Here is a 23,790-nt window from a genome sequence, read left to right on the forward strand (position 1 = left end):
ATCTGCGGCTAAGTCATCAGCACTGATGAAAGCTGCGGGCAAGCCAGTTGGTGTAACCTCAGACGATAAATACCACGTCAGCTCATCACCTGTTCCCAGGAGTAAAGGAATGGCAACGCCGTCACAGCACGATCTGCGCAAAGATCTGCGCGCATTATTATCTAGCAACCAGTGCTATTACACCGCCTCAACCTTCGACCCCATGTCCGCACGTATCGCCGCCGATATCGGATTTGAAGTTGGCATTCTCGGCGGTTCCGTCGCTTCGCTGCAGGTGCTGGCGGCGCCGGACTTTGCGTTGATCACCCTGAGTGAATTCACCGAGCAGGCCACGCGTATTGGCCGAGTCGCCCGGTTGCCTATTATCGCCGACGCCGATCACGGCTATGGCAACGCCCTGAACGTCATCCGTACGGTGACTGAGCTCGAACGGGCAGGGGTGGCCGGGTTAACCATTGAGGATACGCTGCTGCCGGCCAAATACGGGCATAAATCCACGGACCTGATCTCGCTGGAAGAGGCCGTGGGCAAGATCGAAGCGGCGTTGGATGCGCGCATTGATCCGGTCATGTGTATCTTTGCCCGTACCAACGCCAGCCAGCTCAGCCTTGAGGACACTATAGCGCGGGCCAAAGCCTACCAGGCAACCGGTGCGGACGGCATTTGCATTGTTGGTATCCGCGATTTCGAGCATTTGGAGCAGATCAGCCGGCATGTCTCTATCCCGCTGATGCTGGTTGCCTACGACAACCCCTCGCTGCGCGATCGCGAACGCCTGGCAGCCAATGGCGTGCGCATTGTGGTCAACGGTCACGCCGCCTACTTCGCTGCGATCAAGGCGACCTACGACTGCCTGCGTGAGCAGCGTGGGATTGCCGAGGGCACATTGAACGCGTCAGAGCTGGCGACCAAATATTCCACGCTGGAGGAGAACCGCGTCTGGGCAGTCAGATTTATGGATGTGCACGACTGAAACGGGGCTTTAAGCGCTTGGCCGGGGCCAATGGCGGGGTTGCTCCGTTGCATGCTCATACCGCCAATGTGCCTGGCCGGGCATAATCTTTAAACCACCCACCCAGCGCTCCCCAGGCCCACAGGTGTGCCAGTCATGTTCATTGTGCAGCAGCGCTAACCCGGTCGGTGTCAGTTCCAGAACGCGTTGCGGCCATTGGGCGTCTTCATTGGCAACGATGCGCATCGCTGGCTCTTCGGCGCCCAGTAACGGCTGGATCAGCCACCAGAACATCATATCGCCCAGGTAGGGGAGTGGTTCGCGTTCACGCATCAAGTGGGCGAAGACCTTGCCGGCTGGCATTGCGCCCAGATCGCGCAGAATCTCCAGCGTCAGCTGTTCACTCAGGCTTAAGCCGTTGTTGCTTGCGGGTAACTCCATTAGATGGCGTTTCAATGCAATGCCCAGCATTGGCAGCGGGAGGGTGCCGGAGTTGATTAGAGCCATAAGCCGCTCCGGAGTGTCGGCACAGAGCGCTTCCCAGGCTGCGCCGCCGAGTTGCAGCAGGGCCCAGTTAACCGGTTTGCGCTGCGGCCATAGCCAGGCGAGCACATCCGGCGCCAATTGGCCGATGCCAATAAAGCGTTCAATCCCAGGTACGGCATCAACCGCTACCAGTTCGATGTTTGCACCGGGACGCTGCCGGTTTAAGTGATGCAGCAGGCAGACCAGGATCAACTGATCATAGCTGTCATGCTCAAACCACAGCACCAGACGCTCGTAGTCATCCAGCCGCTCCAGCACCGACCAGGTTTGCTGCAATCGTGCGAGCGAGTCCGCAGGTGTGATGCCGAAGGCGCCAGCAAGAAACTCCGCGCGCACAGGCATCAGCGCAGCGTAATCCGCCACGGTTACCGGACCGATACAGAAAGGGTCGGAGAACTCCAGAAAGTCGCCAGTAAAACCTGCGACCTTGAGGCTATGCTGGATATCGGAGCCGCAGCGGATATGCAAGGTGCGGGCGTCCTGGTCGCCATGCAACCCCGCGTGGCGGCTGGCAAAATCCAACGCGTCGATATGCGCCTTCATTTTCGGCCAACTGGCAAAGCCGTTTTCTCGTGCGATCACCCATTGTGCATCGCTTAGTTTTGGCGGCGCTTCTCGAACGGGCAGATGCGCGAGCAGACGGGCGATAGCGTCGGGTTGCTGGTTGCTGGCGGCCTTGAGCAGCTCCTTGGCGCGCTTGCGTTGTTGCTCAAGATTGAACCGGCCGTGGCCGATGGGGCTGTTTGCAGACATACGAACTCCCTCACAAGCCTGTGTCCGCCCAGCAGGCTGGGATTCGTATGGAACATGAATGGGGTGTTGCCGTGGGCGCAGCCCTTTCCGCGGACGGGACGCCTGGCGGCGCGGGACTTAGATTGGGGTGATTGGGGTTTTCTGTCAAGGCACGCCTGCGATCATGTGAATCATAACAAAAGTGAACGAACGATCATTCATATTCCACATCCTTGTATTTTCCTATGATCACTTCCGTAATATGTCTCTATAGCAAGCCTGAATAGGCGTTTGCTCTTACAATAAATCCAATAACGAGGCATATGATGAACAACAACAGCCCCCGTATCAGCCGCGCTTGGCGTCTGGCTGGTCTCCCTTTGCTTGGCCTGGTCGCGGCGATGAGTGGCGGCTGCTTTTCCGGTTCAGGCTCAGGTTCAGACGACTCTTCCGACGTGCTGCAGGGCACCTTTGTCGACAGCCCTGTGGTCGGTTTGCGCTACGAATCTTCTAGCCTGGAAGGTGAGACTAGTGCATCCGGTAGCTTCCAATATCGCCAGGGCGAGACCGTCAGCTTTCATCTAGGCGAGATCAAGCTGGGCGAAGGCTACGGTGAGCGCATCATGACGCCAGCAAGCCTGGTGGCCGACGCAGCGGATTCTGCCGACCCTGTTGCGCTTAATATTTCCCGCCTGCTGCAGACGCTTGATGCTGATGCTAATCTAAACAACGGCATCCAATTGACCGATGCGATCATCGCACAGATCAACCAATACCTGGCTGATAACCCTGGGACCAGTATCGATTTTGCCGATACAGCAGCGTTTGAAAACGTTACCGCGTTGCTACTGACGGCGTTGAATGAAGCCAACGTTTTCGCTGAGAACGCCGAGGGCAAACACCGCCTAGTCAGAACCCCCCTCCAAGCCTGGCAGCACCTGCAGGACTCGCTCGACGCCCTGAACGGCCGCGACATTGACTACGATCTTCGGCCGGTGGTATTTATCCATGGCGGTGCAGGCTCTGCCTCACAGTTCGAGTCACAGGCCCAACGCTTTATTGCCAACGGCTACCCACGTGACTATCTGGCGACCTTCGAGTACGACACCTCCGCTATTGACAGTGACGAGTACCTGGCGATGACGGACGCGCGCAATGCTGGGATCGAGGCCATCATTGACCGGCTGCTGGCCAGTTCCGGCGCAGACCAGGTCGACCTGATGGGCCACTCCAACGGTACTCGCGTCAGCCTTACTTATCTCAGCGATCCGCAGCGAGCGGCCAAGGTGGCGAGCTACATCAGCATCGACGGCACCCCAGCCGCCAGCCCGCCCGGTGGTGTGCGCACTTTGGCCTTATGGGGTCAATATGTTGATCGTGAGGTGGTGGGCGCCGAGAACGTCTACCCACCAGTGGAGGCTCCCGTCGGGCATGTCGAGGCAGCCACCTCAGCTAGCTCGTTCGAACGCATGTACTCCTTTTTCAATGCGCGGTCGCCAGCTACAACCCAGGTACCGCAGGCGCAAGGCTCAGATGTATGGGTTGCCGGGCGGGCCAACATCTTCCCGCGTAATAGCGGCGCAGAAGGTGCCGAGCTGCGCATCACTGAAATTAGCGCTGACACCGGCGCGCGCTTGAGTGACGCTCCGGTTTACCAGGCCCTGCTCGACAGCGTCGGCGAATGGGGGCCTGTGCGCTTGAGTAAAGGCGGCAGCTATGAATTCGCACTGGTTCGTGAAGGCACCGGCAACGATCATTATTTCTACCGTGAGCCGGTCACCTCAGACAGCTACAACATACGTTTGAATACCTCGTTGCCCGGAGCGGGTCTCGGCGCATTGCTGACCCGCAGCGCCAACCACAGCAACATTGCTATCAGCCGCGACAAGGAGTTCTGGGGGTATCTGCAGGAGGGTAACGATGTGCTTGAGGTGAAGGGCAGCAACGTCATTACCGAGCAGGTTGCGCCACTACTGAAACGTCTCAGCTCACTGTTCCTGCATGATAGAGGCGCGGATGGAGTCAGCAATCTGGACACCCCAGACCCCGTACTAAACAGGTTTCCCTTTATTTCCGGGCTGGACATGTTCTTGCCGGCAGCGGGCGGCCCGAACGGTGTTATCAGTCTTGAGCTTACGCCGCGTGGTGAGCAGGGCAGCGACACCACACAGGTAGTGAATGTGCCCAACTGGCCTTCCGACCAGATCCGCTCCATCTCAGTGCATTTCAAGGACTATGTAGATTGAGGTTTAAGTAACTGCGCACCTGGAAAAGCCGCCTGTGAAGACGGCTTTTTTTGTCCAATGCCCGTGATCAGCATTAACCTCAGAAGCTGAAGACGCGGAAGCTTGGGTTGAGCATTTGCGCAGACATGTCCACCGGTGTGGCAACGTTCACCCCTTCAAGCAGGTCAGTTCTGGTATAGCCGCTATTGGGCAGGTACAACGCACACACGTTAACACTGGCACCTTGCTTGATCAGGCGGCGAAGCATCTGGCCAGGCGTCAGATCATTCGGTTTGAGGCTCTCGCCCTGGTACGCGTTGAGCGCGAGATCACCCGCCTTGTCACATAACAGTACGTGTACATTAGCCCCTTGGTCGGCCATGGTGTTGCCCAATACCATGGCCATTCCCTGCGTTTGCGTTGAGCTGTCGGAGAGGATCACCATGACATCGTCGATGCTGTTCTGATGGTTCTCAGCATGCACTGGTAATGTTAGCGACAGTGCTGCAAAAGCTGGTATCAACAGGCGCTTGGGTAATTTCAACATGAGGGAACTCCTTGTTCTAGATGGATTATTGGGTCTTGCAGGTTTTTATGCCCAACAGCGAGTAGGCTGGGCAATAGCCGATCAATGCGGTCACAATCGGCACAATCCCGATCCAGCCCCAGACAATCTGTGGCCCAACAAAAACCAGAGCGATAAGAACGACACCTACGACGATACGGATGATCCTGTCTGTAGCGCCCATGTTAGTCTTCATGCTGTATCTCCCGACGGTTATGGATGATTGTGTATCAGTCTACGCCCGCGCAGCAGGGAGCTCAGTGACATAGTCACACAGGGCCACACAGGGCCACACAGGAGAAAAAATACATGGGTAATGGACCCTTGATAACACACCCGATTCTTGACGTTCTGCCACTGCCTATACGACGCGAGGCGCAAAATACGCTTGATGTCCTGGCTCTGCCGGTAGGTCAGATCATCTTCCGCGCCGGCGATCCCTGTGCGGGTCTACCCCTGGTGCTCAGCGGATCAATCAAGGTACAGATGACAGGCGTGTCCGGTAACAGCATCGTTTTGTACCGTATGGGCGCCGATGATATCTGCACGCTCTCCATCGGCTGCCTGATGTCAGGGCATGGCTATAGAGCAGAGGCCGTAGTGGAAGAAGCAGGCGAGGCCATTATGGTGCCGCGCCGTCTGTTTGATCAGATGATGGCCGTTTCGGCGGAGTTTCGCAGCGGTGTAATGGCCTCATACGGCCGGCGCCTGGATGATCTCATGCTATTGGTCGAAGAAGTCGCATTCCGTCGCATGGACGAGCGGCTGGAGCAGTGGCTCGCGACCAGAGCAAAGCAGGGGGTGATTACTATCACTCATCAGCAACTGGCAGTGGAGCTGGGCACCGCCAGGGAGGTAGTAAGCAGGCTATTGAAGGAGTTGGAGCGGCAAGGGCGTGTGGCCCTAGGTCGGGGTCATATCGAGTGTCTGTGAGCCAGCTAAGGCTTTGTCAGCGTTGCTGGATTGATGCTTGTTCACGTCCTTGCATGTCCTCGTTGTCGCGCCTTTCCCGTTGGCGGTCTATGACATTGCCGCTGAAATACATCTCCAGTCGCAGGCTAAGTGCCCAGCGCGGCTCAAAGTTGGCCTCCCTAGGGAAGTGCAGCTCAGGGATGATGTCAGCAAACAGTATCTCCTTGTGCAGGTTGCGGCGGTATTGGGTTAGCAGATAATAATCATTGATACGCGGGTTCGAGGCGCTGTTACCAACGATGACGGCGGCATAACGCATGGCGCTGCGGCGGCTGAGTCGTTGATTGATCTCGACCGATTCGGAAAGCTCCAGTGTATCTTCATCTTCCTGCCACTGAATGTTGGTCAGGAATCGCAGATGGCGTGTGTCATCCAGTGGTTTGCCAATATCCCAGCGGCTGCGGGCTGAATAGCCGTCACTGTTGAACCAGGACAGCCGGTTGTAGGACTCCAACTGCCAGGGGCCAGCCCCCAGATTCCACAGGCGTTCGGTGCTCAGGCGCAGATAAGGGTCCAGGGGCAGGCGGAACTTGACCCCCGCACCTACACGAGTATCCCACTGCCGGGTCTTGTCCTTGTCACTGAGCCGGCTAAGGCCAATTACCGTGCTTTCCCTGCTGGTCTGGTCATTGCGCAAACGGGCGGAGCCCTGCTCGCTGAGGGTGCCGCGCGATTCTTCCGGCTCACTTTCAATGATTAGCCGCAGCCGCTCTTTGGTGGTGGGCAGGTCAAGCTTGAAGCGAATGCTGGGGTCGGTGCTGAACCCCTCGGACTCAGCCCACTCAAAATCATTGCCTATACGCAGGTAGGACTTGTTTCTGACTTCACGGCTTTCATCATCACTACCAAAAAATCCATCAAGGTTGCGTGAGCTTGAATCGACCCAGCGCGAGACCCCCTCGTGCATCGGGCGTATGCGTTCCACTGTCCAGTCCGGGAGGTCTGAGTCGTCAGCAATCAGGCTGCCAACGTAGAGCAGTAGCATGGTCTGGAGCAGGGCCAGCAGAGGAGTTTTGCGCATGGAATCCCTTGCATATTATTCGATAGCTTGACTATAGCCTGTTCGAAGGAATCCAGCTTGTTGCCGTTCATGGGCAAGACCACGCAACTACCTGCGGCCTGCGACCCATTTTTTCCCTGTTAAGTTTGTGGGGCGGTGTTTGCGGCCGCATCAGCGGCAGTAAAAAGTGTTTTAGGTGCGCCTGCGGTTGATAATGCATTGGCCTGATGCACCGGTAACACAAGCCCGTTCTGTGCGTCCTCGACAGCCTCAATAGCAATTACCGGTGGTGTAGAGGTTGCCGCGCCAAATATCGTGGCGAAGGACACATCTGCTGCATCCCTGCCGGTGCCAAGTCGCAGCAGCCCCATTGTTGGTGATACGCCACTGGGGTCAAACAGGTACCAGCGGCCACTTAGAAATACCTCAACGTAGGCATGAAAATCCGAAGGTCCCATGGCCGGGTCAGCGCCATAGTCAATGCCCGAGACAAAGCGCGCAGGAATATTCAGGGCCCGGCAAGTGGCAATCATCAAATGGGCAAAATCGCGGCACACACCAACATGGTCGGTGAGCGTATCCAGAGCCGAGGTGCTGCCGCCAGAGCTGCCCGAGGTAAACTTGGTTCTCTGGTATACCCAATTGCGAATGGCGAGCACACGGTTGTATCCCGGTGGCATATTACCGAACTCGTGGTTCGCCAGCGCCTGCAAGCGGTCTGACTGACAATACCGGCTGGGATAGATATAACTAAATAAATCCATCGGCAGATCGGCTACCGCCATCTCCTCCAGAGCCGCAGGCTGAGCTATGGTGTGACGAATTTCCACTACACCCTCATAACGCACCACCAGTGCTCCGCTGTTGCCCCGTATTTTCAGCCACCGTGTACCATCATCCTTCTGAACGAACAGGTGCTGTTGCACGGGTTGGTTGATGGTCACCGTCTCACTAAGGACTTGCTGGCTTTCTGTGATGGCTGGATGAACGTTGAATAAGAAATCACAAGATGCATCCAGCACTCCATATGCCAGCTCAATCGAAATTTTTAATCGAACCATGACAATGTGTTCTCTGTTGGAACGGAGGAAATAGGCAGAGCTGAACCCCGTACAGGACATTACCATCCCGAACGCAGATGGCTGCCTCAAATAGAGGTGGCGTATATAGGACTACAGCAGGCGCTGCGTGTTCAAAAACGTAGGAGAAATCAGTTTGGACGTAGGTGGGTCTTGTATCAGCTCAGAACAGGAAGATAGCCGGGCCGCCGCAACCCATAAAACACATGCTCGGTCGTCTACCGGATGATTTATATAGAGGGTTGGTCCGGAATCAACGCCAGCAGATCGGTCACCCCAATATCTTCGCCTGCCTGAGATAGCAAAGTCGAAACCTGGCCGCGATGGTGAGTCTGGTGATTAAAGAAATGCAGAATCAGGCTGGAAAATTGTCTGCTGAATGGCAGCGCTTTGCTGTTCTGGTAGCTCAGAACGTCATCCAATTTCGCTTCAGGCAGTGCGTCGACCCAGTCGATAATCTGTTGATCCAGCCATGCACGATGTTTCCACAGACTATTGAATTCCTGGAAAAGAATCTGATCCAGGCTGGTAGGGCTTGGCAGAGCGACCACATGTCGCAATGAGTTCTGGCATGAGGGGTGAGTAGCAAAACGCTTGAGCCAAATGGTATCGCCAACAAGAATATGATTGAGTGTGCCCTGAATCGAGGCAAAAAAGGCGCCACGATCTTTGGCGAATTCTGCTGGGCTAAGGTGGCTCGCAGCTATATACACTGTTGAGTTCATAAGCTGGTTGTAGGCAGCGAGCATTTCAAAGTGCTGTTTTAGGCTCATAAGAGAGTATCTCGTCTTTTTTGCGGGGGTACCCAGTCGATTACAAATTCGTATTACGTGCCGTCAAAGATTCGCATTGCTGCATGATATTTTGTTTTTTAGCGCCTGTGGCCGCGATCAGGTGATTGTTCAAAGGCGGTGATGGAGCAAGCTAGGGTCCGTTCCGGTTCGGAGGGTAAGCAGATTGAAATATAGCAAATGTGATCTGGCGCTTGGGCGTCTGGTCGCTGTGAGTTTGGGAGCTGTAGAATTGGTAGGACTTTGCCACCCAATGAACCGAGTGCTTAATGGCCGTAAAACTTACCGAGAACAATCAAGGCATTGCCTACGGCGTCAGCGCATACACGATGTGGGGCTGCTTTCCGTTGTTCTTCGCGTTGTTCCAGGGCGTGCCGGCTTATGAAGTCCTGATTCACCGGATTATCTGGTCCTGCGTGTTTCTTGCGCTGGTCATCACCCTGATGCGCCGTTGGGCGCCGGTGAAGAAGGCGTTGGCGCATCCAGGGCGGCTCGGCAAGGTGCTGGGGTGTGCGGTGTTAATTGCGCTTAACTGGGGCGTGTATATCTACTCGGTTGAAACCCATCATGTGCTGCAGGCCAGCTTGGGCTACTTTTTGACGCCGCTCATCAACGTCGCGCTGGGCATGTTGATTCTGCGTGAGCGCATGGCGCGGTTGCAGGGTGTGGCGGTGGGGCTGGCAGCTGCGGGGATTTTGCTGCAACTAGTGCTACTCGGGACGATGCCTTGGATCACCCTGATTCTGGCATTGAGTTTCGGTACCTATGGACTGCTGCGCAAACAGATACTGCTGGATGGGTTGTCTGGTCTGTTTGTGGAGACGCTGCTGTTGTTGCCCCTGGCCTTGCTGGCACTGGCTGCGCTGGCACAGCTGGAGCTGTCTCACTTCACTCAGGATTCGCGCACGGTATTGCTGCTGATGGCCAGCGGGGTAGTCACCGCGATACCGCTTCTCGCGTTTGCCGGGGCAGCCCGGCGTTTGCGCCTGGCCACCGTGGGCTTTCTTATGTACATCAACCCAAGCATACAGTTTCTGATTGCTGTCTTCGTGTTCAAGGAGGCGATCAGTGCTGTTCAGCTCGCCAGTTTTGCCCTGATCTGGCTGGCGCTGGCACTATATTCCTGGTCGGCCTGGCAAATCCTGAAATCGTCCAGAAGCCGCCAGGCTGCACTATAGCGTGGCACGCCGGCGAATAAAGTCGGCGGTTACCTCGGGCTGGGTGATGGGCAGCATATGCCCGCCATCGATCAGCTCCAGCTCGGCGTTTGCTGCTACATCGGCGAGTCCCTGGCCCTGTTCCATATGATTCAAAATTCGATCCTGGCGGCCATAGAGAACGGCGATTGGCAGCGCGAGGGTAGGGTATTGCTGCTGCATCATCGGCAATGTGTCCGCCAGGGCGTTCATGTCGGCCGAGGCGCTAATGAATTGGCCAGGGCGCAGGCCCAGCAGGCCGCCGCCGCGTACCGGAAAGTCCTCGGGTACACTTTCCGGGCCAAATACGATATCCATCACCTTGTCTTTCTGCAGGATCGATACGGGCGTCGCCAGGGTCCAGGCGACCAGCTTGCGCAGCCAGGGCCAGGTGATGCCCAGGGCGGCGAAGGCTTTTGGAGTGTCTTTGGGCATATGCGTGAGCGGGGCGAGCAGTGCGAGGCCAGCTACTTTGTCCGGATGCCGCAAGGCGGTGGCCAAGGCGACAGCGCCACCAAGGGAGTGGCCGACGATCAACGGCTTGCCCAGGTCAAGTGCGTCGATCACGCCCGCAACCACATCCGCCTGCACTGCCAGTGATGCGGATGAACGCGGGTGGCGCTCAGAATAGCCGCTCCCCGGGCGGTCAATCGCGACCACCCGGTGGGTTTTGGCCAGGTCACCGAGCACGCTGTAGCTGAAGTTCTGTGCCACACCACCGAGGCCGTGGATCATCAGGATGGTGGATGCGCTGTTTTGCTCTTTACCCTGCTCAAGGTAGTGAATGCGGTTGCCCATCACGCTTACGAAGCGGCCTTCGGGTGGCAGACCCATTTGCACGCGCAGGGTGATGAACAGGGTGAACAGAAACAGCCCGCCGAGGAACATCGACAGGCCGATGATAAGTGCACTGAAAAAGTAATTCACCGTGAAATTCCTTTTATGGCGGACAGGTTCAATTGGTTTTCTGGGTAGCAATACCGGGCAACAGGCGCCAGTAATTGACCGGCATCAGGCGCTCCAGCCAAGACACTATACGTGCATCATTACCAACAACCACACGCGGCTTGTCCCGCGCGATTCCGTTTAGAATGATTTCTGCGGCCCTCGGCGGTGGCATACGCAGCAGTTTTTCTGCCTGTTTCAGTTTGTGTGCATGTTCTGCTGCGTCTACGCCTTCAGGTGCGCGCGCGCTGGTGGCTATGGCGGTGGCAACGCCGCCGGGGTGCACTACGGTGACGCCGACCGGGCCGCCGTGCAGTTCCAGACGCAGTGCATTGGAAAATCCGCGAACCGCGAACTTGCTCGCGCAATAGGCGGTTTGCCCGGCCGGCGTGATCAGACCGAACAGACTGGATATATTGACGATGCGCGCTGCCGGGCGCAGTTTAAGCAGCGGCAAGAAGGCGCGGGTCATGCAGACCACTGCGTCGAAGTTGATTGCCATTAGCCAGTCGAAGTCCTCAGTCTTGATCTGGTCGAAATTGCCACCCAGCGCGACGCCGGCGTTGTTAATCAGCAAATCGACCTGGCCATGCTGGGCCATAACAACCTGGGGTAGGGCGGCCACGGAGGCGCGGTTGGCCACATCCAGCGGATGCTCGCTGACGCGTATTCCGTGCGCACGGGCCTGTTCGGCGGTTTCCGCAAGCGCTGCTGCATTTACATCGGCCAGTGCCAGATGGCAGCCGCGCTGCGCCAGAGCCACGGCCAAAGCCCGACCAATACCACTGCCCGCGCCAGTTAGTACCGCAACGCAATCGTTTACTTGCATGGTTTTTATCCTTGTTATTGAAATTGCATTACGCCGTCATCGACCCGGCCGTATTGAATGGTCAGCTTGTCTTGCAGGTAGTTCTGGTGCACCTGCCAGGGTTTGCGGTCGCCCTGTTTGGGCAGCATGCCTTCGCCACGTTGTACGTAGCCAGAGGTGAAGTTGAGAAAGGGCGCATCCTGCACGTCCGCATCCCGGCGTGGCACCGCTACCTTATAGCCCTTGCGGTCCATATAGCGCAGTAGGCGACAGGTGTAGTTGGAGGTCAGTTCGGCCTTCAGCGTCCACGAGGCGTTGGTATAACCAAAGGTGAGGATCAGGTTGGGGATGTCGCTGAGCATCATGCCCTTGTAGGCCATATGCTCGCCAAAGGCGACTGGTTGGCCGTCTACGCTGATATTCACGTCGCCCAAAGCATTCAACTTCAAACCGGTGGCGGTGATGATGATATCTGCCGGCAGCTCTTCGCCGGAGGCCAGGCGAATGCCGTCTGCGGTGAAGGTCTCGATAGTATCGGTCACCACGGACGCGCGCCCGGCGCGGATATCGTGGAACAGATCCCCGTCGGGTACCGCGCAGAGGCGCTGGTCCCATGGCTTATAGGCCGGGGTGAAGTGCTTCATGTCCACCTCGGGGCCGACCTGGGTCTTGACCATGTGCAATAGGCGTTGCGTGAACAGCTCCGGCTTGTTACGGGCGATGCGGAAGAAGAACGAGCCCAGCAGTACGTTTCTCCAGCGGGCCAGGGAATGTGCTGCAGGCATCGGTAACCATTTCTGCAGAGTGCGAGCAAAACCATCTTCCAACGGGCGGGACACCACGTAGCTGGGTGAGCGCTGCAGCATGGTTACATGCGCAGCCATTTGCGCTAGCGCCGGCACCAGCGTCACCGCGGTCGCACCGCTACCGATTACCACCACCCGCTTGCCCGCGTAATCCAGATCCGCCGGCCAGAACTGTGGGTGAATGATCTGGCCTTTGAACTCGGCTTCATTGGGGAAGTCCGGGCGGTAGCCCTCGTCGTAACTGTAGTAACCGGCACAAACTGAGAGCATGCGCGCCTGGGTGACTTCTTCATGCTCCTGGCCCTGCGCGTCTGTGGCGAGCGCGGTCACCGTCCAGAGCGCTTGTTCGCTCGACCAACTGGCGGAAACCACTTTGCGCTGGAAGCGGATATGGCTGGTAATGCCGGATTCCTCGGCGATGTCCTCGATATAGCGCTTGATGTCCGCACCGTCAGCAATCGCCTTGCGGTGGGTCCAGGGTTTATAACTGTAACTCAGGGTGTACATGTCAGAATCCGAGCGGATCCCAGGATACTGGAATAGGTCCCAGGTGCCGCCCATGGCCGCGCGGCGCTCGAGAATCAGGTAGCGTTTGTCCGGGCATTGATCGGTCAGTGCGCGGGCCGCGCCAATACCGGAGAGGCCGGCACCGATGATGAGAACGTCCAGCGGCGCGGGTTGGAATTGTTGTTGTGCTGTGCTCATGCGGATGTCCCGACAATGGGTGGTGGTGACAATCTAAATTGTCATATAAAATTTGGCAATCCCTATTGTCAGAATTCAATTCATGAATACCACTACCTCCAACCCAAGCAGCATCGCGGCTGCTACCGCGGCCACCACCGTGAACAAAAGACACTACCGTGGCTCGGCGGTTGAAGAGCGCCGGGCGCAACGCCGGCAACAACTGATTGATGCAGCGATCCAGGTCTATGGCCAGAACGGCTACCGGCACTCGGGCGTTAAGCAGGTGTGTGATGCAGCGGGGCTGACTCAGCGCTATTTCTATGAGTCCTTCGCCCACAGCGATGAGCTACTGATCGCCTGCTACGAGCAGGCGGCGCGCTGGATGCGTGAAGATAATATGGCGGCGGCCAAGGCCGCGGGGAGGGATCCGGTGGTACGCAGCAGGGCGATGTTACAGGCGTATTTCCAAAGCCTGAAAGACAACCCGACCATCGGCCGTCTGTTGCTGATCGAAATTCGCGGCATCAGCCCGGCAGTGGACGAGGCCATTGAAAAAGCGTTGAAGGCCACCAGCGATGATATCGCCCGCGTGCTCGCGCGCCCCGGTCGGCGCTTTGATGAATTACTGCAGGCCGGCATTCTCGGTGGCGTGATCCATATCGCGCTGCACTGGATGGCTAACGGGTACAGCACACCGGTGGACGTGGTGACCGAGACCGCGCTTAAGTTGGGTGTGTCGTTACTTGACGACAACGGCTGACCGGAGTCTCCATTTGGGCACCCTAGGCTAACGCACTCGTTAGCAACGTCACTGGCATCTACACCTTACTTTCAGACGTTGGCCTTTTATCCTCGGGCGCAACGGAAGAGCTGGGAGACCCTCCGATATTCTTCGCCGCGATGTGAGTCTCAGCGCCGTCAATGCTCTCCTGGTTCTTCTCAAGCCAATACTGACGCAAGCCCTCGTCACCGCGCTTTTCCGCCCAGTTCAGAAGGAGATCGCGATCACCCTCGTATTGGTAGTAAGGAACCGACATTCCGCACGAGACCTGAACCAGATCTACCTGCAGGTCAAATATCTGTCTGGCTCCCGCCAGGGGGCTAAACAGCGGGAACAACTCATCCCACTCCGGGTCATTCCTATGTACCACCTTTGCCTCACCATACAGCCGTAAGATCATTGGCGGCCCCTGGAACGCGCAAAACATGATGGTCATACGGGGGGTCAGCTGAACATGTGTAGCGGTTTCATTTCCGCTTCCAGTAACATTTAACCAAGCAACGCGCTGGCTGCTGAGCACGCGAAGTGAGTCCATTCCTTTCGGCGACACATTGATGCGGCTGTCTTCTGTCGCCGTGCCAACAAAGTAGATCCGCTGCTCGCCAATGAACTGAATGTGACTATCTGACAGTTCTTTGTACCTTTTGCTCATGTATGGTCCTTGTCCTTGCTTTAGGAATGCACACTGACTTTCGCATAAACATTGATCACTACCACACCAGTGACAATCAATGTCATGCCAACAATACTGAATACAGTCTTGTTATAGCTGCACGGCTGTGAGCAACGTTCAGCGGCATCTAACATCCGCCATCAACGGAGCGAGGAGGGTGCGTCCGGCGGTGACATTAGGGAGTGAATTCAAAGGTCTGGTTATGGATTCTTGACCTCAATAAACCACTTGGGCTGCATTTCATTGAAGTCCGTTCGAATATTAGATGGGAGGTAACTTGCTGAATCTAGAACAAAAGCCTGGCCATCTACACGTTTGAAAACAACCCAGTGCCAGAAATTTTTGCCCTCTTCCTGATGATGCTTGATGGACAGCAAGGCCAAATCAGGTAGCGCATTCCACGATTCAAAGGGAATCTCCCCGGCAGACGTCTCTACACCAGCATGAGACAGCATCTTCCTTACATACTGGGTATCAGACCAAAGCGATTTATCTTCAGCATGAATACCCATAGCATTTGCTGTGTCCTTCATTTCCGAGTAGGTCTTGCCCAGAATGTTGGCAACAGACGCAATACCGCAGCCTGTAGTTTCTTCCTGTATGACCGGCTTCAACATCGTTTACTCCTTGATACAGGACAGAGTTTCCGTTACGTAGCGGCGAACCTTCGCCATTTATTCGACATCTGTGATGCGGTGAACGAGGGGTGAGGCCGCATTGGGATGCGTGGTTACGGAGCGAGGGCTGGTGGTTCCAGTGCCGTTTCAATGAGAGCGGTGTCAGTGTACTCAATCAGCTTAACAACCTTGCCGTCACGGAAGTGAAACAGCCAGCAGTAAGTATTGGCGTATTCCTTACCCGACTTGGTGCGATTGTGCCCCTGTGCTTGCGCGACTACAGTATCGCCCTCTGCGACGAGATTGCAGGCCTTGATAATGTTTGGGCCATCAAGTTGTGCGTTCAGCGGTCCGAGCAGCTCCTTGAGTACCGCTTGCTTCCCGCTATAGGTCTTGGACCATGCGGTGGTTCCGATGATGGTCCAAGATACGTTATCGGCGAGCATCTCGACGAACGGGCGTCCATTGCCCTTTGCAGTTTCGGCAAACACATGCTCCAGAGTTGCCCTATTCTTTTCAGTTGACATGGCCTGTACTCAGATGTGGTGAAACAAGTCTTGAGGATGCGACAAACCTGGACATGATGAATGATGTGCTTTCAAACCCCATCTCTGCGTAAAACCATGACCTCAAGCCTTCGAACGCTGTCCGGTGCAATAAAGGGATAGACCCCTATCACTTAAGGTTTAGGCACGGATACGCTTCCAGTACGGCGGCACTTTGAAGTTACCTTGCGAAGCTTCCGCGGTTATTCCGATCCGGTCAATAATGGAACCTATCTGACTCGCATATTTGTCCCGTACAGACGGCGATAGAGAGAGCTCTTCTGACTGTTGGACTAACTCGCGCAAGGCGATGAGCTCGACGTCGATTGGCGTTCCCTCCAAGCCTACCTGGACCAAGTGATGTCGCGCCTGGGTCAATCCGATCGAAATTTCTTTTTGGGGACCCTCCCGGAGAAGTACGTCCGCAGTCCACATCAGATCATGACCTAGCCAGAAGAAGCTCCCAGTCGCCCGCGCAACTAGTGATATGCTCGGGGCGGTGGATGCGGCCTTTATGTGCGACTGATCGTCAATACCTGCTAGGCCATAAGGTATACCCGCCGATCGCACGAAGTTCTCTTCGTTCTTGAAGTCTGCCGGAGCAAAAAGCTTGCCGCTATGCGCACTGACTAACCACGCGAAGACTGCCAGCACTACGATAGGGAAAAGGACTAAAAAGTAGATCAGGGGCAGACGCTCTTCAGGTGTGAAAGATCCTGCGAAGGCAGTGACCAAAGAAGCAAACCCGTACACGAGCACGATAAACAGAGCAATGATGCCGAGCGGATTTCGCGCGAGACCCTTCGCGGCGTCAACAATTCCGATTGAGCTGTCGGCCATAGACGTGCTCCTCTTTATGGGTCTAACGCCCATCCGCGAAGGGCGTCAACGGACAACAGCCGTTTGTTACGTTTCAGCACCACACCAGTCCATTATAAGGCGAGCACCTCAGCTCAGCCAGGCGGGTTGCCAATGTTCCGCAATGAAGCTCAAGGCGATGCCCATTAGGGTCGAGTAAATAAATGGAGTCGCCCTCACTGGTATTTTTCTTCCATTCTTCAATCCCAGCCCGGTTCAGTTTAGCTCGCAGCTCCAAAAGCTCCACTTCGCTGACACTGAAAGCGATATGCGTATAGTCCTTGGCCGGCACTGGCTGAGCGCCTAAGCTCAAACATAGCCACATATCGCCCGCTGTCAGATAAGCGCCGGTGTCCCAGAAAACATGCAACTTCATTCCCAAAAGATCACGATAGAACTCGATCGACAAACTCAGGTCCCGGACCGAAAAGGTGATGTGATTGATGCCGGTAATCATGCGTTTCACCTTGCGAAAACGTAACGCTGCTCAGCACGCGCGGCTACGAAATGGAGGCGAAGCCGCAATGTAGGTCGCCGTGCCTGGCTTGGTTATAGGGCATGTAGCTCCCACTGGCCTCTGTTTATCTTGTACAAAACATGCTCGCGAAGCGGGTCAGAAGGTTCTAGGTCCGGATGCTCAAAATTGCTGGCATAGGACATTCCGACTTTTTCCATGACGGCTTGAGAACGAATGTTGCGCACTGTCGTAAAAGAGACCACCTCATCTAAACCCAAATGAGTAAAAGCATACCGCAATGATTCGTTGGCGGCCTCTGTCGCGTAACCCATGCCCCAATATCGTTTAGCAAGACGCCAGCCAATCTCAACACATGGTGAGAACGGCATGCTTTCTTTGGGGATGTGCAGCCCGACAAATCCAATAAATTTACTTTGACCAGGAATCTCTACAGCCCAAAATCCCCACCCACGCTCAGCAATGAGAGACTTGATTTTTCTCCCCATGCTGTAGCTTTCTTCCTCCGTCAGAAGCTTCGGGAAGAACTCCATCACGCCTTTATCCCTACACATCTGTGAAAAGGGATAGAGGTCTTCGTCATCCCATTGCCGAAGTATTAATCTTTCCGTTCTAATCATACGTCAGGTGATGCCCTATAACATTTATATAGTGGTCGCTCCGACCAATATGTCGGTGATCGTTTTGTCTTTTTTGAATTTAACTTTGACTCGTCTATAAGTCCCATAAAACGCGACTCCTATTTATGTTCTGAGATGTCGGTTATAACGATCATTGTTCTGTGTTGCCCTGTCCTGTTTTTTGATCAATGCTGGTTGTGTATACAGTATTGAGGTGGTCAATGGACTACATCCCGGTTCCTCTCCGTCGAATCCCGTGCGATTCATGGATCGTTTCAAGGCGCATATGCGTGCGAAGCACCTAGCTTATCGCACTGAAAAGATTTACTGCCTCTGGGTGCTTGATTTCATTCGTTTCCATGGGCGCCGACATCCCGAGGATATGGGGGCAGCGTTTGTCTGTGGTGTTTTCCCATGAGGAGGCAATGCAGGTGATTGGTGCCATGAGCGGGGCTCGTCAATGTGTTGCCAGTTTAATGAACAGCTTTCAGGCACGCTACCGCCCATACTGCTCAGCGTAAACCAGCAGGGGCGGGATCATACAAGTAAGGGGTGCAGGCGGGTTTATCGGGCATCCGTGCCGGGAAGGGAAGGGTGCTGACAAGCGGGCTTGCAGTCACCGGATAGTGCCGGAGTTTTGGGGTACTGCCAAGGTTTGTGTGACGCGGGTTGCCTGGTGTTACGGGATAGATTATTGGCCGAGGTGGAATTCGGCCTTCCCGGAATTGATGCATTAGGCTGAGGGGATCGGCCATTTGCAGGTAGACGTTGAAACTGTACGGTGTTGCAGGCCGCTAGCGTTAGTTTAGGCGCAACGCGCCGACGTCAGTAACAACTGACGTCATCAATGCAGCCGTGATGCGTACTAATAATGAATGGCTTTTTGGCGGGCGAAGTGTACGATTTTATTATGACTCTGGATCAATCTCGCCGGGTCTTAATTGAAGTTGAATGCCGAGTAAAAACTTGCGAAGGATCTGATCTTTGCATTCTCGATAATTCTTATTGCCGGGCTTGCGAAAAAAAGCACTTAATTCATGCTTGCTTAAACGAAAGTCGGCTAGCGCTAACACGTGTAAAACGCCTTCAGCCTGCAAATTGAGAGCGATTCGCAATTTTTGCAATACCATATTATTGTTAAGACGCTCTTCTAGCGGTGGTTGCGCTCCGTCGCGCTTGCCACGCTTGAAGTTAATAAAGCCATTTAGAAAAGCGACCATTTCACGGTCATTCATCTTGAGACAGTCGTCGTCTTCCTCTCTTTTTAACCAGGCGGCTACTTGCTCTTCGGTTACGTCAATATCGGCCAAGGCGAGTATGTCGCCCACCGCACTGTCTTTTAAATCAAATGTATAACGTAAGCGGCGTAAAATATCATTGTTAGTCAACATGCAATTCCTGGTTTTCAGATAAGCCAAACGTCTTTAGGCAGTAACTGGGGGTCTTGGTCTTGCTGAATTTAGACGTTGTCGCTAGATGGGCTTGAACGCCCGAAACAGCAAAACACTTAACTGTAAAAGGCTTCAACCGTGCCCTTCAGCGTGATCAGTAGTGGCTGTCCGCGGCGGTCCAATGCTTTAGGGGAAGGGGTTTTTATCCACCCTTCGCTGATGCAATACTCCTCCACGTTGGTACGCTCCTTGCCGTTCAACAGAATGCCAATATTATGGTCGAAAATCGCCTCTACATAATGCGGGCTACGGGGATTGCTCGACAGTCTATCCGGTAAGGGAGGTAGCGATTTAGTATCGTTCATGCGGTGGTCCTGAGTTGGAATACAGCCAGCTATCTTAGACAGTAAAGAACGAGCACTCAAGAACCGCAACACGGGTTTCAGCACAGTTAACGGGCGTTGGGAGGCAATTTGGCTGCAACACCCATATTGGCCAGGAATTTTGCGCTACAATGCGCGGGTCTAGCCAAATCGGGTGCTCTATGAAAGTGTGTGGCGTTGAAATCAACAGTAATGATGTGAATGTATGTTTGTTGTCGCTGACAGACGAAATTTTTGAGCTGCCTGATTTTCGCTCCAGGCGGCTGACGTTGACAGACATCAACAGCACACGCGAGCTGCGCTATCTTCAGCAGACCTTTGCCAAGTTGATGCAGGACTACCAAGTGGACCGGGTGGTTATCCGCCAGCGACCGATGAAGGGCAAATTTGCTGGCGGCGCGGTGGGTTTTAAGCTGGAAGCGGCCATCGAACTGATCAGCGATCTGGACGTGATCATCCTGTCCACGACCGATATCAAGGAATCATTGAAGCGCAACCCGATACAGATTGACTATGCCGAAACTGACCTCAAGGTCTATCAGGAGGTTGCCTTCAATACGGCTTACGCCTATCTGATGAAAGACAAGTACGCTTCCAAGGAAGAGTAGAGGCTGCAAGTCGCGCGGGAGCCAGTCGGCGGCACAGCGGAAAATAAGGTGCTGTTCTGCTTCCGCTTGAAGACGAACTGTAGGGACCCTCATGCTATGGCAGAGCGAAGCGGCTACAAGGCTGTCCGGTGAAGGGCCCTTCGGCCCGGAACAAACTAGAACACTTGGTTACGTGGTGTAGTACGCCAACCGGAATTTCGATTCACCCCTTGTTACCCACCGAAACTGGCTTTTCTAGCTGAAGCAACAGATCGGAAATTTCAGAAACTTTTTCTGAGATCATGGTCTCGGCATCATACAGGCCACGGTTGTAGAAGAAGCCACCCATCTCTTCGGCAAAGAAATCGATAAGAAACTCTGCTTCAAAGTTTCCGACGTCCTGGTTCAACTCTTCTCGAAAATACATCTTGACTTTCTGGATCATTATCTCCTTCTCGTCCTTTGAAAATTCAATTTTGTCCATCGTGAGATCCTTGAATTACATAACATTTATTTAGGCAATAAACAGGTTTTCAAGCTCTTTGGCGCGTTGAGCTGTCATTTCTAGCTCGCAAGAAGCTGCATGAACCGCAGACGCGGTGCCACCATCTGGATATGCATAGACTTTACAATTCGCATCACGATACCGAATCCAAAGTCGTTGCGCGGCAAGTAGTTCTTTCTTTCGATTGCCGGTGAGATTGCCAGTGAGAGTTCTATATGCCTCATTTAGCCTGATGTCTTGTCGACAATGCAGTTATGCATTTCTATGGCTATACCGCCCGAATTGTCCACACAGGAAATGTAGCGTTGGCTGTAAAGGCTAACTTCCGCGCGAGCGGAGAGGCTGATGCAGAAAAGAATAAGCGCTACGAGCGTCCATTTGGTCATGCAGTTACTCCTGATAGTGATGGCTAATGCCGGATCTGGCAGCAGCTGGAGGCAATGCCTTTGGAATAGCCAACAGAATGATCTTCAGCAGGATGGCCGGTCGTAGGCCATGCGGCCGGTGTTGTCATTACGATAGCGCGGGTGAAGTACCGACAGATCCAGCTTGTGGTCGATCAGGTAGTCAACAGCGTACTCGAACGTGCCCGGCTGGAGCTGCTCTTGGTAGTTAATTGTCACCGCCGGAGTAATACTGACCCACCAACGTCGACTTAAAATTGACCCACCTGAAGCAAAATGGCCGCCTAATCAAATGACCAGAGCGGCGGCCGATGTTGACTCAGGAGAGACTCGTGGAAATTCATGTATTACATGGCCAAGGCAACAGCATTCGCGCCATCGCAAAGCAACTCGGAGTGTCATGCAATACCGTACGGCGGTACCTGCGAGATCTGACCGTTGTACCTAGCTATCCAGACCGGAGTCCGCGACCAACGAAGCTGGAGCCCTACAAGCCTTATCTGTTAGGTCGAATCGAAGCTGCCAGGCCGCATTGGATACCCGCAACGGTGTTGCTTAGCGAGATTCAAGCTCGTGGCTACACCGGCGGCATCTCCCAGCTCAAGTACTACGTTGCCGAGCTCAAAACGGTCGAGGTTGATCCGGTGGTTCGCTTCGAGACCCCGCCCGGCAAGCAGATGCAGGTTGATTTCACGACCATTTCTCGCCACCGGCGCACGATTAAAGCCTTCGTCGCCACGCTGGGCTATAGCCGCGCCACCTATGTCCGGTTTTCCGAGCATGAGCGTCAGGATGACTGGCTGCGCGGTATCGAGGAGGCATGCAATTACTTCGGCGGGGTGCCCCAAGAGATCCTGTTCGACAACGCCAAGACCATCATGATTGAGCGCGATGCCTACGGCGAAGGCCATCATCGTTGGAATGCGCAACTGTTGGCGACCGCGCGGGATTACGGCTTTATCGCCCGCGCTTGCAGACCCTACAGAGCACTCACCAAAGGCAAGGTTGAGCGCTTCAATGGCTATCTGAAGAACAGCTTCATCACGCCTCTGGCAGCGACCCTGAACCAGGCCGGCCTGCGGCTGGACGTCCCAACGGCTAACGCCCACATAGGTCCCTGGCTTGAGCGTGTGGCGCATCAACGTATCCACGGCACCACCGGCATCAAGCCCCAGATATTGCTGGATCAGGAGCGCTTCCAGCTCAGTCCTTTGCCACGGCAGGCAAAACGGGGCCTAGAGCAAATACCAGCCACCACTCGGCCTATGCCCAGGGAGAGCTTCCAGCATCCGCTGAGCACCTATGACCGGCTGCTGGAGGCGCGTCCATGAACCTGCAACATCAGCGTATCCAACACGCCTGCGCGAGCCTAAAGCTCGACACGCTCGCTAACGAATGGGCGGCCATGGCAGACCATTGCGCCTCACAAGAAGGCACGCTGGCTGACTTCCTGGAGCAGCTATTGGACTTGGAGCTGGGTGCACGGTCACTGCGCTCCAGGGAGACGTTACTTAAGTTTGCCGGCTTCCCTGGGCGCAAGCTCTTCGAGGACTATGACTTCAAATTCGCCAGCGGCGCACCACGCAAACAGCTGAACGAACTGACAAGTCTGGCCTTCGTGGAGCGAGCGGAGAATGTCGTACTCCTCGGCCCCAGTGGCGTTGGCAAAAGCCATCTCGCCATCAGCCTGGGTCACAAAGCCGTCGCTCAAGGCATCAAGACGCGCTTCATCGCCGCAGCCGATCTGATGCTGCAACTGGCAACAGCCCGCAAACAGGAACGCCTAGATCAGTACTTGAAGCGCAGCGTGCTAGCTCCGCGGCTGCTGATCATCGACGAGATCGGCTATCTGCCGTTTGGCCGCGAAGAAGCCAATCTGTTCTTCAATGTCATCGCCAAGCGATACGAGCAAGGCAGTGTCATCGTAACCAGTAACCTGCCGTTCTCGCAGTGGTCCCATGCCTTCGCCGATGACACAACCTTGACGGCAGCGCTGTTAGACCGGTTGTTACACCATGCGCATATCGTGCAGATCCGGGGCGAAAGCTACCGTCTGAAGGACAAGAACGCTGCGGGTATAGCGCCGGTCTCGGCCAGCAGCCAGGATCTATTAACCAGCAATTAATCGCCAAGGGTGGGTCAGTTTTAAACCGACGATATCGCCGATAAGTGGGTCAGTTTTGAACCGTCGTTGACAGATCAAAACCATCACCAGACAGATCGAGCAGGAAGTTGCCAAAGTCGATCACTGGCAAAGCAAAACCGACATCCTGACCAGCGTCCCAGGTGTAGGCAAAGTCATGGCATTTACGCTACTGAGTGAGCTTCCTGAGCTCGGTGACCTTAACCGACGACAGATCGCAGCCCTGGTTGGTGTTGCACCCATCAACCGAGATAGCGGCAAGCTCACGGGCAAGCGTCGGATCCGTGGTGGTCGTCATAGAGTCCGAACGGTGATGTTCATGGCCATGCTCTCGGCGATCCAATGCAACCCGGTATTCAAGCAATTCTACGAGCGTCTGAAAGCCCAGGGGAAACTGCCAAAAGTCGCTCTTATTGCCTGCATGTGCAAGATGATCGTGATGCTCAATACCATGGTGAAAAACCAAGAGCCGTGGCGTGAAAAAACTGCTTAATTTTGCGCGTT

Annotated in this window: 30 protein-coding genes and 1 pseudogene; 10 read left to right on the forward strand and 21 right to left on the reverse strand. The window is 55.0% G+C overall.

Features of this window, described 5'->3' with window-relative positions:
• Nucleotides 1–109 precede the first annotated feature (109 nt).
• Nucleotides 110–973 (forward strand): oxaloacetate decarboxylase, encoded by an 864-nt coding sequence (locus tag K787_RS0108960; RefSeq protein WP_022962461.1) that lies wholly within the window; start codon nucleotides 110–112, stop codon nucleotides 971–973.
• Nucleotides 974–982: 9 nt separating this feature from the next.
• Here K787_RS0108960 and K787_RS0108965 read toward each other — a convergent pair whose 3' ends face one another.
• Entirely contained in the window at nucleotides 983–2,251 is a 1,269-nt protein-coding gene (locus K787_RS0108965; RefSeq protein WP_022962462.1) for a DUF1835 domain-containing protein, read from the reverse strand.
• A 305-nt stretch (nucleotides 2,252–2,556) separates the two neighbouring features.
• Between K787_RS0108965 and K787_RS22640 the strand changes: the two genes are divergently transcribed.
• On the forward strand, nucleotides 2,557–4,476 hold the full coding sequence (locus K787_RS22640) for an alpha/beta fold hydrolase (protein ID WP_022962463.1): 1,920 nt from the start codon (nucleotides 2,557–2,559) through the stop codon (nucleotides 4,474–4,476).
• A 79-nt stretch (nucleotides 4,477–4,555) separates the two neighbouring features.
• Here K787_RS22640 and K787_RS0108975 read toward each other — a convergent pair whose 3' ends face one another.
• Nucleotides 4,556–5,002 (reverse strand): DsrE family protein, encoded by a 447-nt coding sequence (locus K787_RS0108975; RefSeq protein WP_022962464.1) that lies wholly within the window; start codon nucleotides 5,000–5,002, stop codon nucleotides 4,556–4,558.
• A gap of 25 nt (nucleotides 5,003–5,027) precedes the next feature.
• Entirely contained in the window at nucleotides 5,028–5,216 is a 189-nt protein-coding gene (locus K787_RS0108980) for a YgaP family membrane protein (RefSeq protein ID WP_022962465.1), read from the reverse strand.
• A 113-nt stretch (nucleotides 5,217–5,329) separates the two neighbouring features.
• Between K787_RS0108980 and K787_RS0108985 the strand changes: the two genes are divergently transcribed.
• Entirely contained in the window at nucleotides 5,330–5,953 is a 624-nt protein-coding gene (locus K787_RS0108985) for a Crp/Fnr family transcriptional regulator (RefSeq protein WP_022962466.1), read from the forward strand.
• Between the two features lie 16 nt (nucleotides 5,954–5,969).
• Here the strand turns inward: K787_RS0108985 and K787_RS22645 are convergent, their stop codons facing one another.
• The 3 genes from K787_RS22645 to K787_RS0109000 form a co-directional block, all read right to left on the reverse strand.
• Entirely contained in the window at nucleotides 5,970–7,013 is a 1,044-nt protein-coding gene (locus tag K787_RS22645; protein ID WP_022962467.1) for a hypothetical protein, read from the reverse strand.
• A 119-nt stretch (nucleotides 7,014–7,132) separates the two neighbouring features.
• On the reverse strand, nucleotides 7,133–8,113 hold the full coding sequence (locus K787_RS22650; RefSeq protein WP_201765102.1) for a transglutaminase-like domain-containing protein: 981 nt from the start codon (nucleotides 8,111–8,113) through the stop codon (nucleotides 7,133–7,135).
• 188 nt (nucleotides 8,114–8,301) lie between these two features.
• Nucleotides 8,302–8,844, reverse strand: coding sequence for a DinB family protein (locus tag K787_RS0109000; protein ID WP_022962469.1), 543 nt, complete (start codon nucleotides 8,842–8,844; stop codon nucleotides 8,302–8,304).
• A 287-nt stretch (nucleotides 8,845–9,131) separates the two neighbouring features.
• Between K787_RS0109000 and rarD the strand changes: the two genes are divergently transcribed.
• A complete protein-coding gene (gene rarD, locus K787_RS0109005; protein WP_022962470.1) occupies nucleotides 9,132–10,040 on the forward strand; it encodes an EamA family transporter RarD in 909 nt (302 codons plus the stop codon).
• Here rarD and K787_RS0109010 read toward each other — a convergent pair.
• The 3 genes from K787_RS0109010 to K787_RS0109020 are packed head-to-tail and all read right to left on the reverse strand — an operon-like array spanning nucleotide 10,035 to nucleotide 13,322.
• Nucleotides 10,035–10,985, reverse strand: a complete 951-nt coding sequence (locus K787_RS0109010) for an alpha/beta fold hydrolase (protein ID WP_022962471.1) — start codon at nucleotides 10,983–10,985, stop codon at nucleotides 10,035–10,037. The two genes, rarD and K787_RS0109010, sit on opposite strands and share 6 nt — an antisense overlap.
• A 28-nt stretch (nucleotides 10,986–11,013) precedes the next feature.
• On the reverse strand, nucleotides 11,014–11,832 hold the full coding sequence (locus K787_RS0109015) for an SDR family NAD(P)-dependent oxidoreductase (RefSeq protein ID WP_022962472.1): 819 nt from the start codon (nucleotides 11,830–11,832) through the stop codon (nucleotides 11,014–11,016).
• 14 nt (nucleotides 11,833–11,846) lie between these two features.
• The gene (locus tag K787_RS0109020) at nucleotides 11,847–13,322 is read right to left on the reverse strand and encodes a flavin-containing monooxygenase (protein WP_022962473.1); all 1,476 of its coding nucleotides are present in this window, start codon (nucleotides 13,320–13,322) and stop codon (nucleotides 11,847–11,849) included.
• Nucleotides 13,323–13,404: 82 nt separating this feature from the next.
• On the opposite strand from K787_RS0109020, the gene K787_RS0109025 reads away from it, so the two are divergent.
• Nucleotides 13,405–14,064, forward strand: a complete 660-nt coding sequence (locus K787_RS0109025; RefSeq protein ID WP_022962474.1) for a TetR/AcrR family transcriptional regulator — start codon at nucleotides 13,405–13,407, stop codon at nucleotides 14,062–14,064.
• Between the two features lie 58 nt (nucleotides 14,065–14,122).
• Here K787_RS0109025 and K787_RS22655 read toward each other — a convergent pair whose 3' ends face one another.
• The 6 genes from K787_RS22655 to K787_RS0109055 all read right to left on the reverse strand — a co-directional run bounded on the left by K787_RS22655 (nucleotide 14,123) and on the right by K787_RS0109055 (nucleotide 17,873).
• Entirely contained in the window at nucleotides 14,123–14,737 is a 615-nt protein-coding gene (locus tag K787_RS22655) for a pyridoxamine 5'-phosphate oxidase family protein (RefSeq protein ID WP_022962475.1), read from the reverse strand.
• Nucleotides 14,738–14,958: 221 nt separating this feature from the next.
• Entirely contained in the window at nucleotides 14,959–15,375 is a 417-nt protein-coding gene (locus K787_RS0109035) for a hypothetical protein (RefSeq protein ID WP_022962476.1), read from the reverse strand.
• Between the two features lie 113 nt (nucleotides 15,376–15,488).
• Nucleotides 15,489–15,902: a nuclear transport factor 2 family protein gene (locus K787_RS0109040; RefSeq protein WP_022962477.1), complete on the reverse strand. Its 414-nt coding sequence runs from the start codon at nucleotides 15,900–15,902 to the stop codon at nucleotides 15,489–15,491.
• A gap of 159 nt (nucleotides 15,903–16,061) precedes the next feature.
• Entirely contained in the window at nucleotides 16,062–16,760 is a 699-nt protein-coding gene (locus K787_RS0109045) for a hypothetical protein (protein WP_022962478.1), read from the reverse strand.
• 73 nt (nucleotides 16,761–16,833) lie between these two features.
• Nucleotides 16,834–17,235, reverse strand: coding sequence for a fosfomycin resistance glutathione transferase (gene fos / locus K787_RS0109050; RefSeq protein ID WP_022962479.1), 402 nt, complete (start codon nucleotides 17,233–17,235; stop codon nucleotides 16,834–16,836).
• Nucleotides 17,236–17,327: 92 nt separating this feature from the next.
• Entirely contained in the window at nucleotides 17,328–17,873 is a 546-nt protein-coding gene (locus tag K787_RS0109055) for a GNAT family N-acetyltransferase (RefSeq protein WP_022962480.1), read from the reverse strand.
• 286 nt (nucleotides 17,874–18,159) lie between these two features.
• Between K787_RS0109055 and K787_RS25835 the strand changes: the two genes are divergently transcribed.
• On the forward strand, nucleotides 18,160–18,291 hold the full coding sequence (locus tag K787_RS25835) for a phage integrase N-terminal SAM-like domain-containing protein (protein WP_370736726.1): 132 nt from the start codon (nucleotides 18,160–18,162) through the stop codon (nucleotides 18,289–18,291).
• Between the two features lie 490 nt (nucleotides 18,292–18,781).
• Here the strand turns inward: K787_RS25835 and K787_RS0109060 are convergent, their stop codons facing one another.
• Together K787_RS0109060 and K787_RS0109065 are read right to left on the reverse strand one after the other, a co-directional pair.
• The gene (locus tag K787_RS0109060; protein WP_022962481.1) at nucleotides 18,782–19,264 is read right to left on the reverse strand and encodes a YehS family protein; all 483 of its coding nucleotides are present in this window, start codon (nucleotides 19,262–19,264) and stop codon (nucleotides 18,782–18,784) included.
• A 116-nt stretch (nucleotides 19,265–19,380) separates the two neighbouring features.
• Nucleotides 19,381–19,629 (reverse strand): DUF3297 family protein, encoded by a 249-nt coding sequence (locus K787_RS0109065; protein WP_022962482.1) that lies wholly within the window; start codon nucleotides 19,627–19,629, stop codon nucleotides 19,381–19,383.
• Between the two features lie 179 nt (nucleotides 19,630–19,808).
• Here K787_RS0109065 and K787_RS0109070 point away from each other — a divergent pair, with 179 nt between their 5' ends.
• Complete coding sequence (locus K787_RS0109070; protein ID WP_022962483.1) at nucleotides 19,809–20,255, forward strand: DUF3010 family protein; 447 nt, start codon at nucleotides 19,809–19,811, stop codon at nucleotides 20,253–20,255.
• Between the two features lie 202 nt (nucleotides 20,256–20,457).
• Here the strand turns inward: K787_RS0109070 and K787_RS0109075 are convergent, their stop codons facing one another.
• The 4 genes and pseudogenes from K787_RS0109075 to K787_RS0109090 form a co-directional block, all read right to left on the reverse strand.
• Nucleotides 20,458–20,718, reverse strand: coding sequence for a DUF2164 domain-containing protein (locus tag K787_RS0109075; protein WP_022962484.1), 261 nt, complete (start codon nucleotides 20,716–20,718; stop codon nucleotides 20,458–20,460).
• Between the two features lie 30 nt (nucleotides 20,719–20,748).
• Nucleotides 20,749–20,991, reverse strand: coding sequence for a lysozyme inhibitor LprI family protein (locus K787_RS25840; RefSeq protein WP_152486817.1), 243 nt, complete (start codon nucleotides 20,989–20,991; stop codon nucleotides 20,749–20,751).
• A complete protein-coding gene (locus tag K787_RS25210) occupies nucleotides 20,964–21,125 on the reverse strand; it encodes a hypothetical protein (protein ID WP_022962486.1) in 162 nt (53 codons plus the stop codon). Before K787_RS25210 ends, K787_RS25840 begins: the two co-directional genes overlap by 28 nt.
• A gap of 35 nt (nucleotides 21,126–21,160) precedes the next feature.
• A pseudogene (locus K787_RS0109090) lies at nucleotides 21,161–21,401 on the reverse strand (transposase); the annotation flags it as partial.
• A 53-nt stretch (nucleotides 21,402–21,454) separates the two neighbouring features.
• On the opposite strand from K787_RS0109090, the gene istA reads away from it, so the two are divergent.
• From istA to K787_RS22660, 3 genes are all read left to right on the forward strand, one after another.
• Entirely contained in the window at nucleotides 21,455–22,474 is a 1,020-nt protein-coding gene (istA, locus tag K787_RS0109095) for an IS21 family transposase (protein ID WP_028614773.1), read from the forward strand.
• On the forward strand, nucleotides 22,471–23,268 hold the full coding sequence (gene istB, locus K787_RS0109100) for an IS21-like element helper ATPase IstB (RefSeq protein WP_022962488.1): 798 nt from the start codon (nucleotides 22,471–22,473) through the stop codon (nucleotides 23,266–23,268). The genes istA and istB overlap by 4 nt, the downstream gene beginning before the upstream one ends.
• A 145-nt stretch (nucleotides 23,269–23,413) precedes the next feature.
• Entirely contained in the window at nucleotides 23,414–23,779 is a 366-nt protein-coding gene (locus K787_RS22660; protein WP_268870405.1) for a transposase, read from the forward strand.
• Nucleotides 23,780–23,790: the final 11 nt, after the last annotated feature.

Source organism: Halopseudomonas pelagia CL-AP6, assembly GCF_000410875.1.
In the GTDB taxonomy this organism is placed as follows: Bacteria; Pseudomonadota; Gammaproteobacteria; order Pseudomonadales; family Pseudomonadaceae; genus Halopseudomonas; species Halopseudomonas pelagia.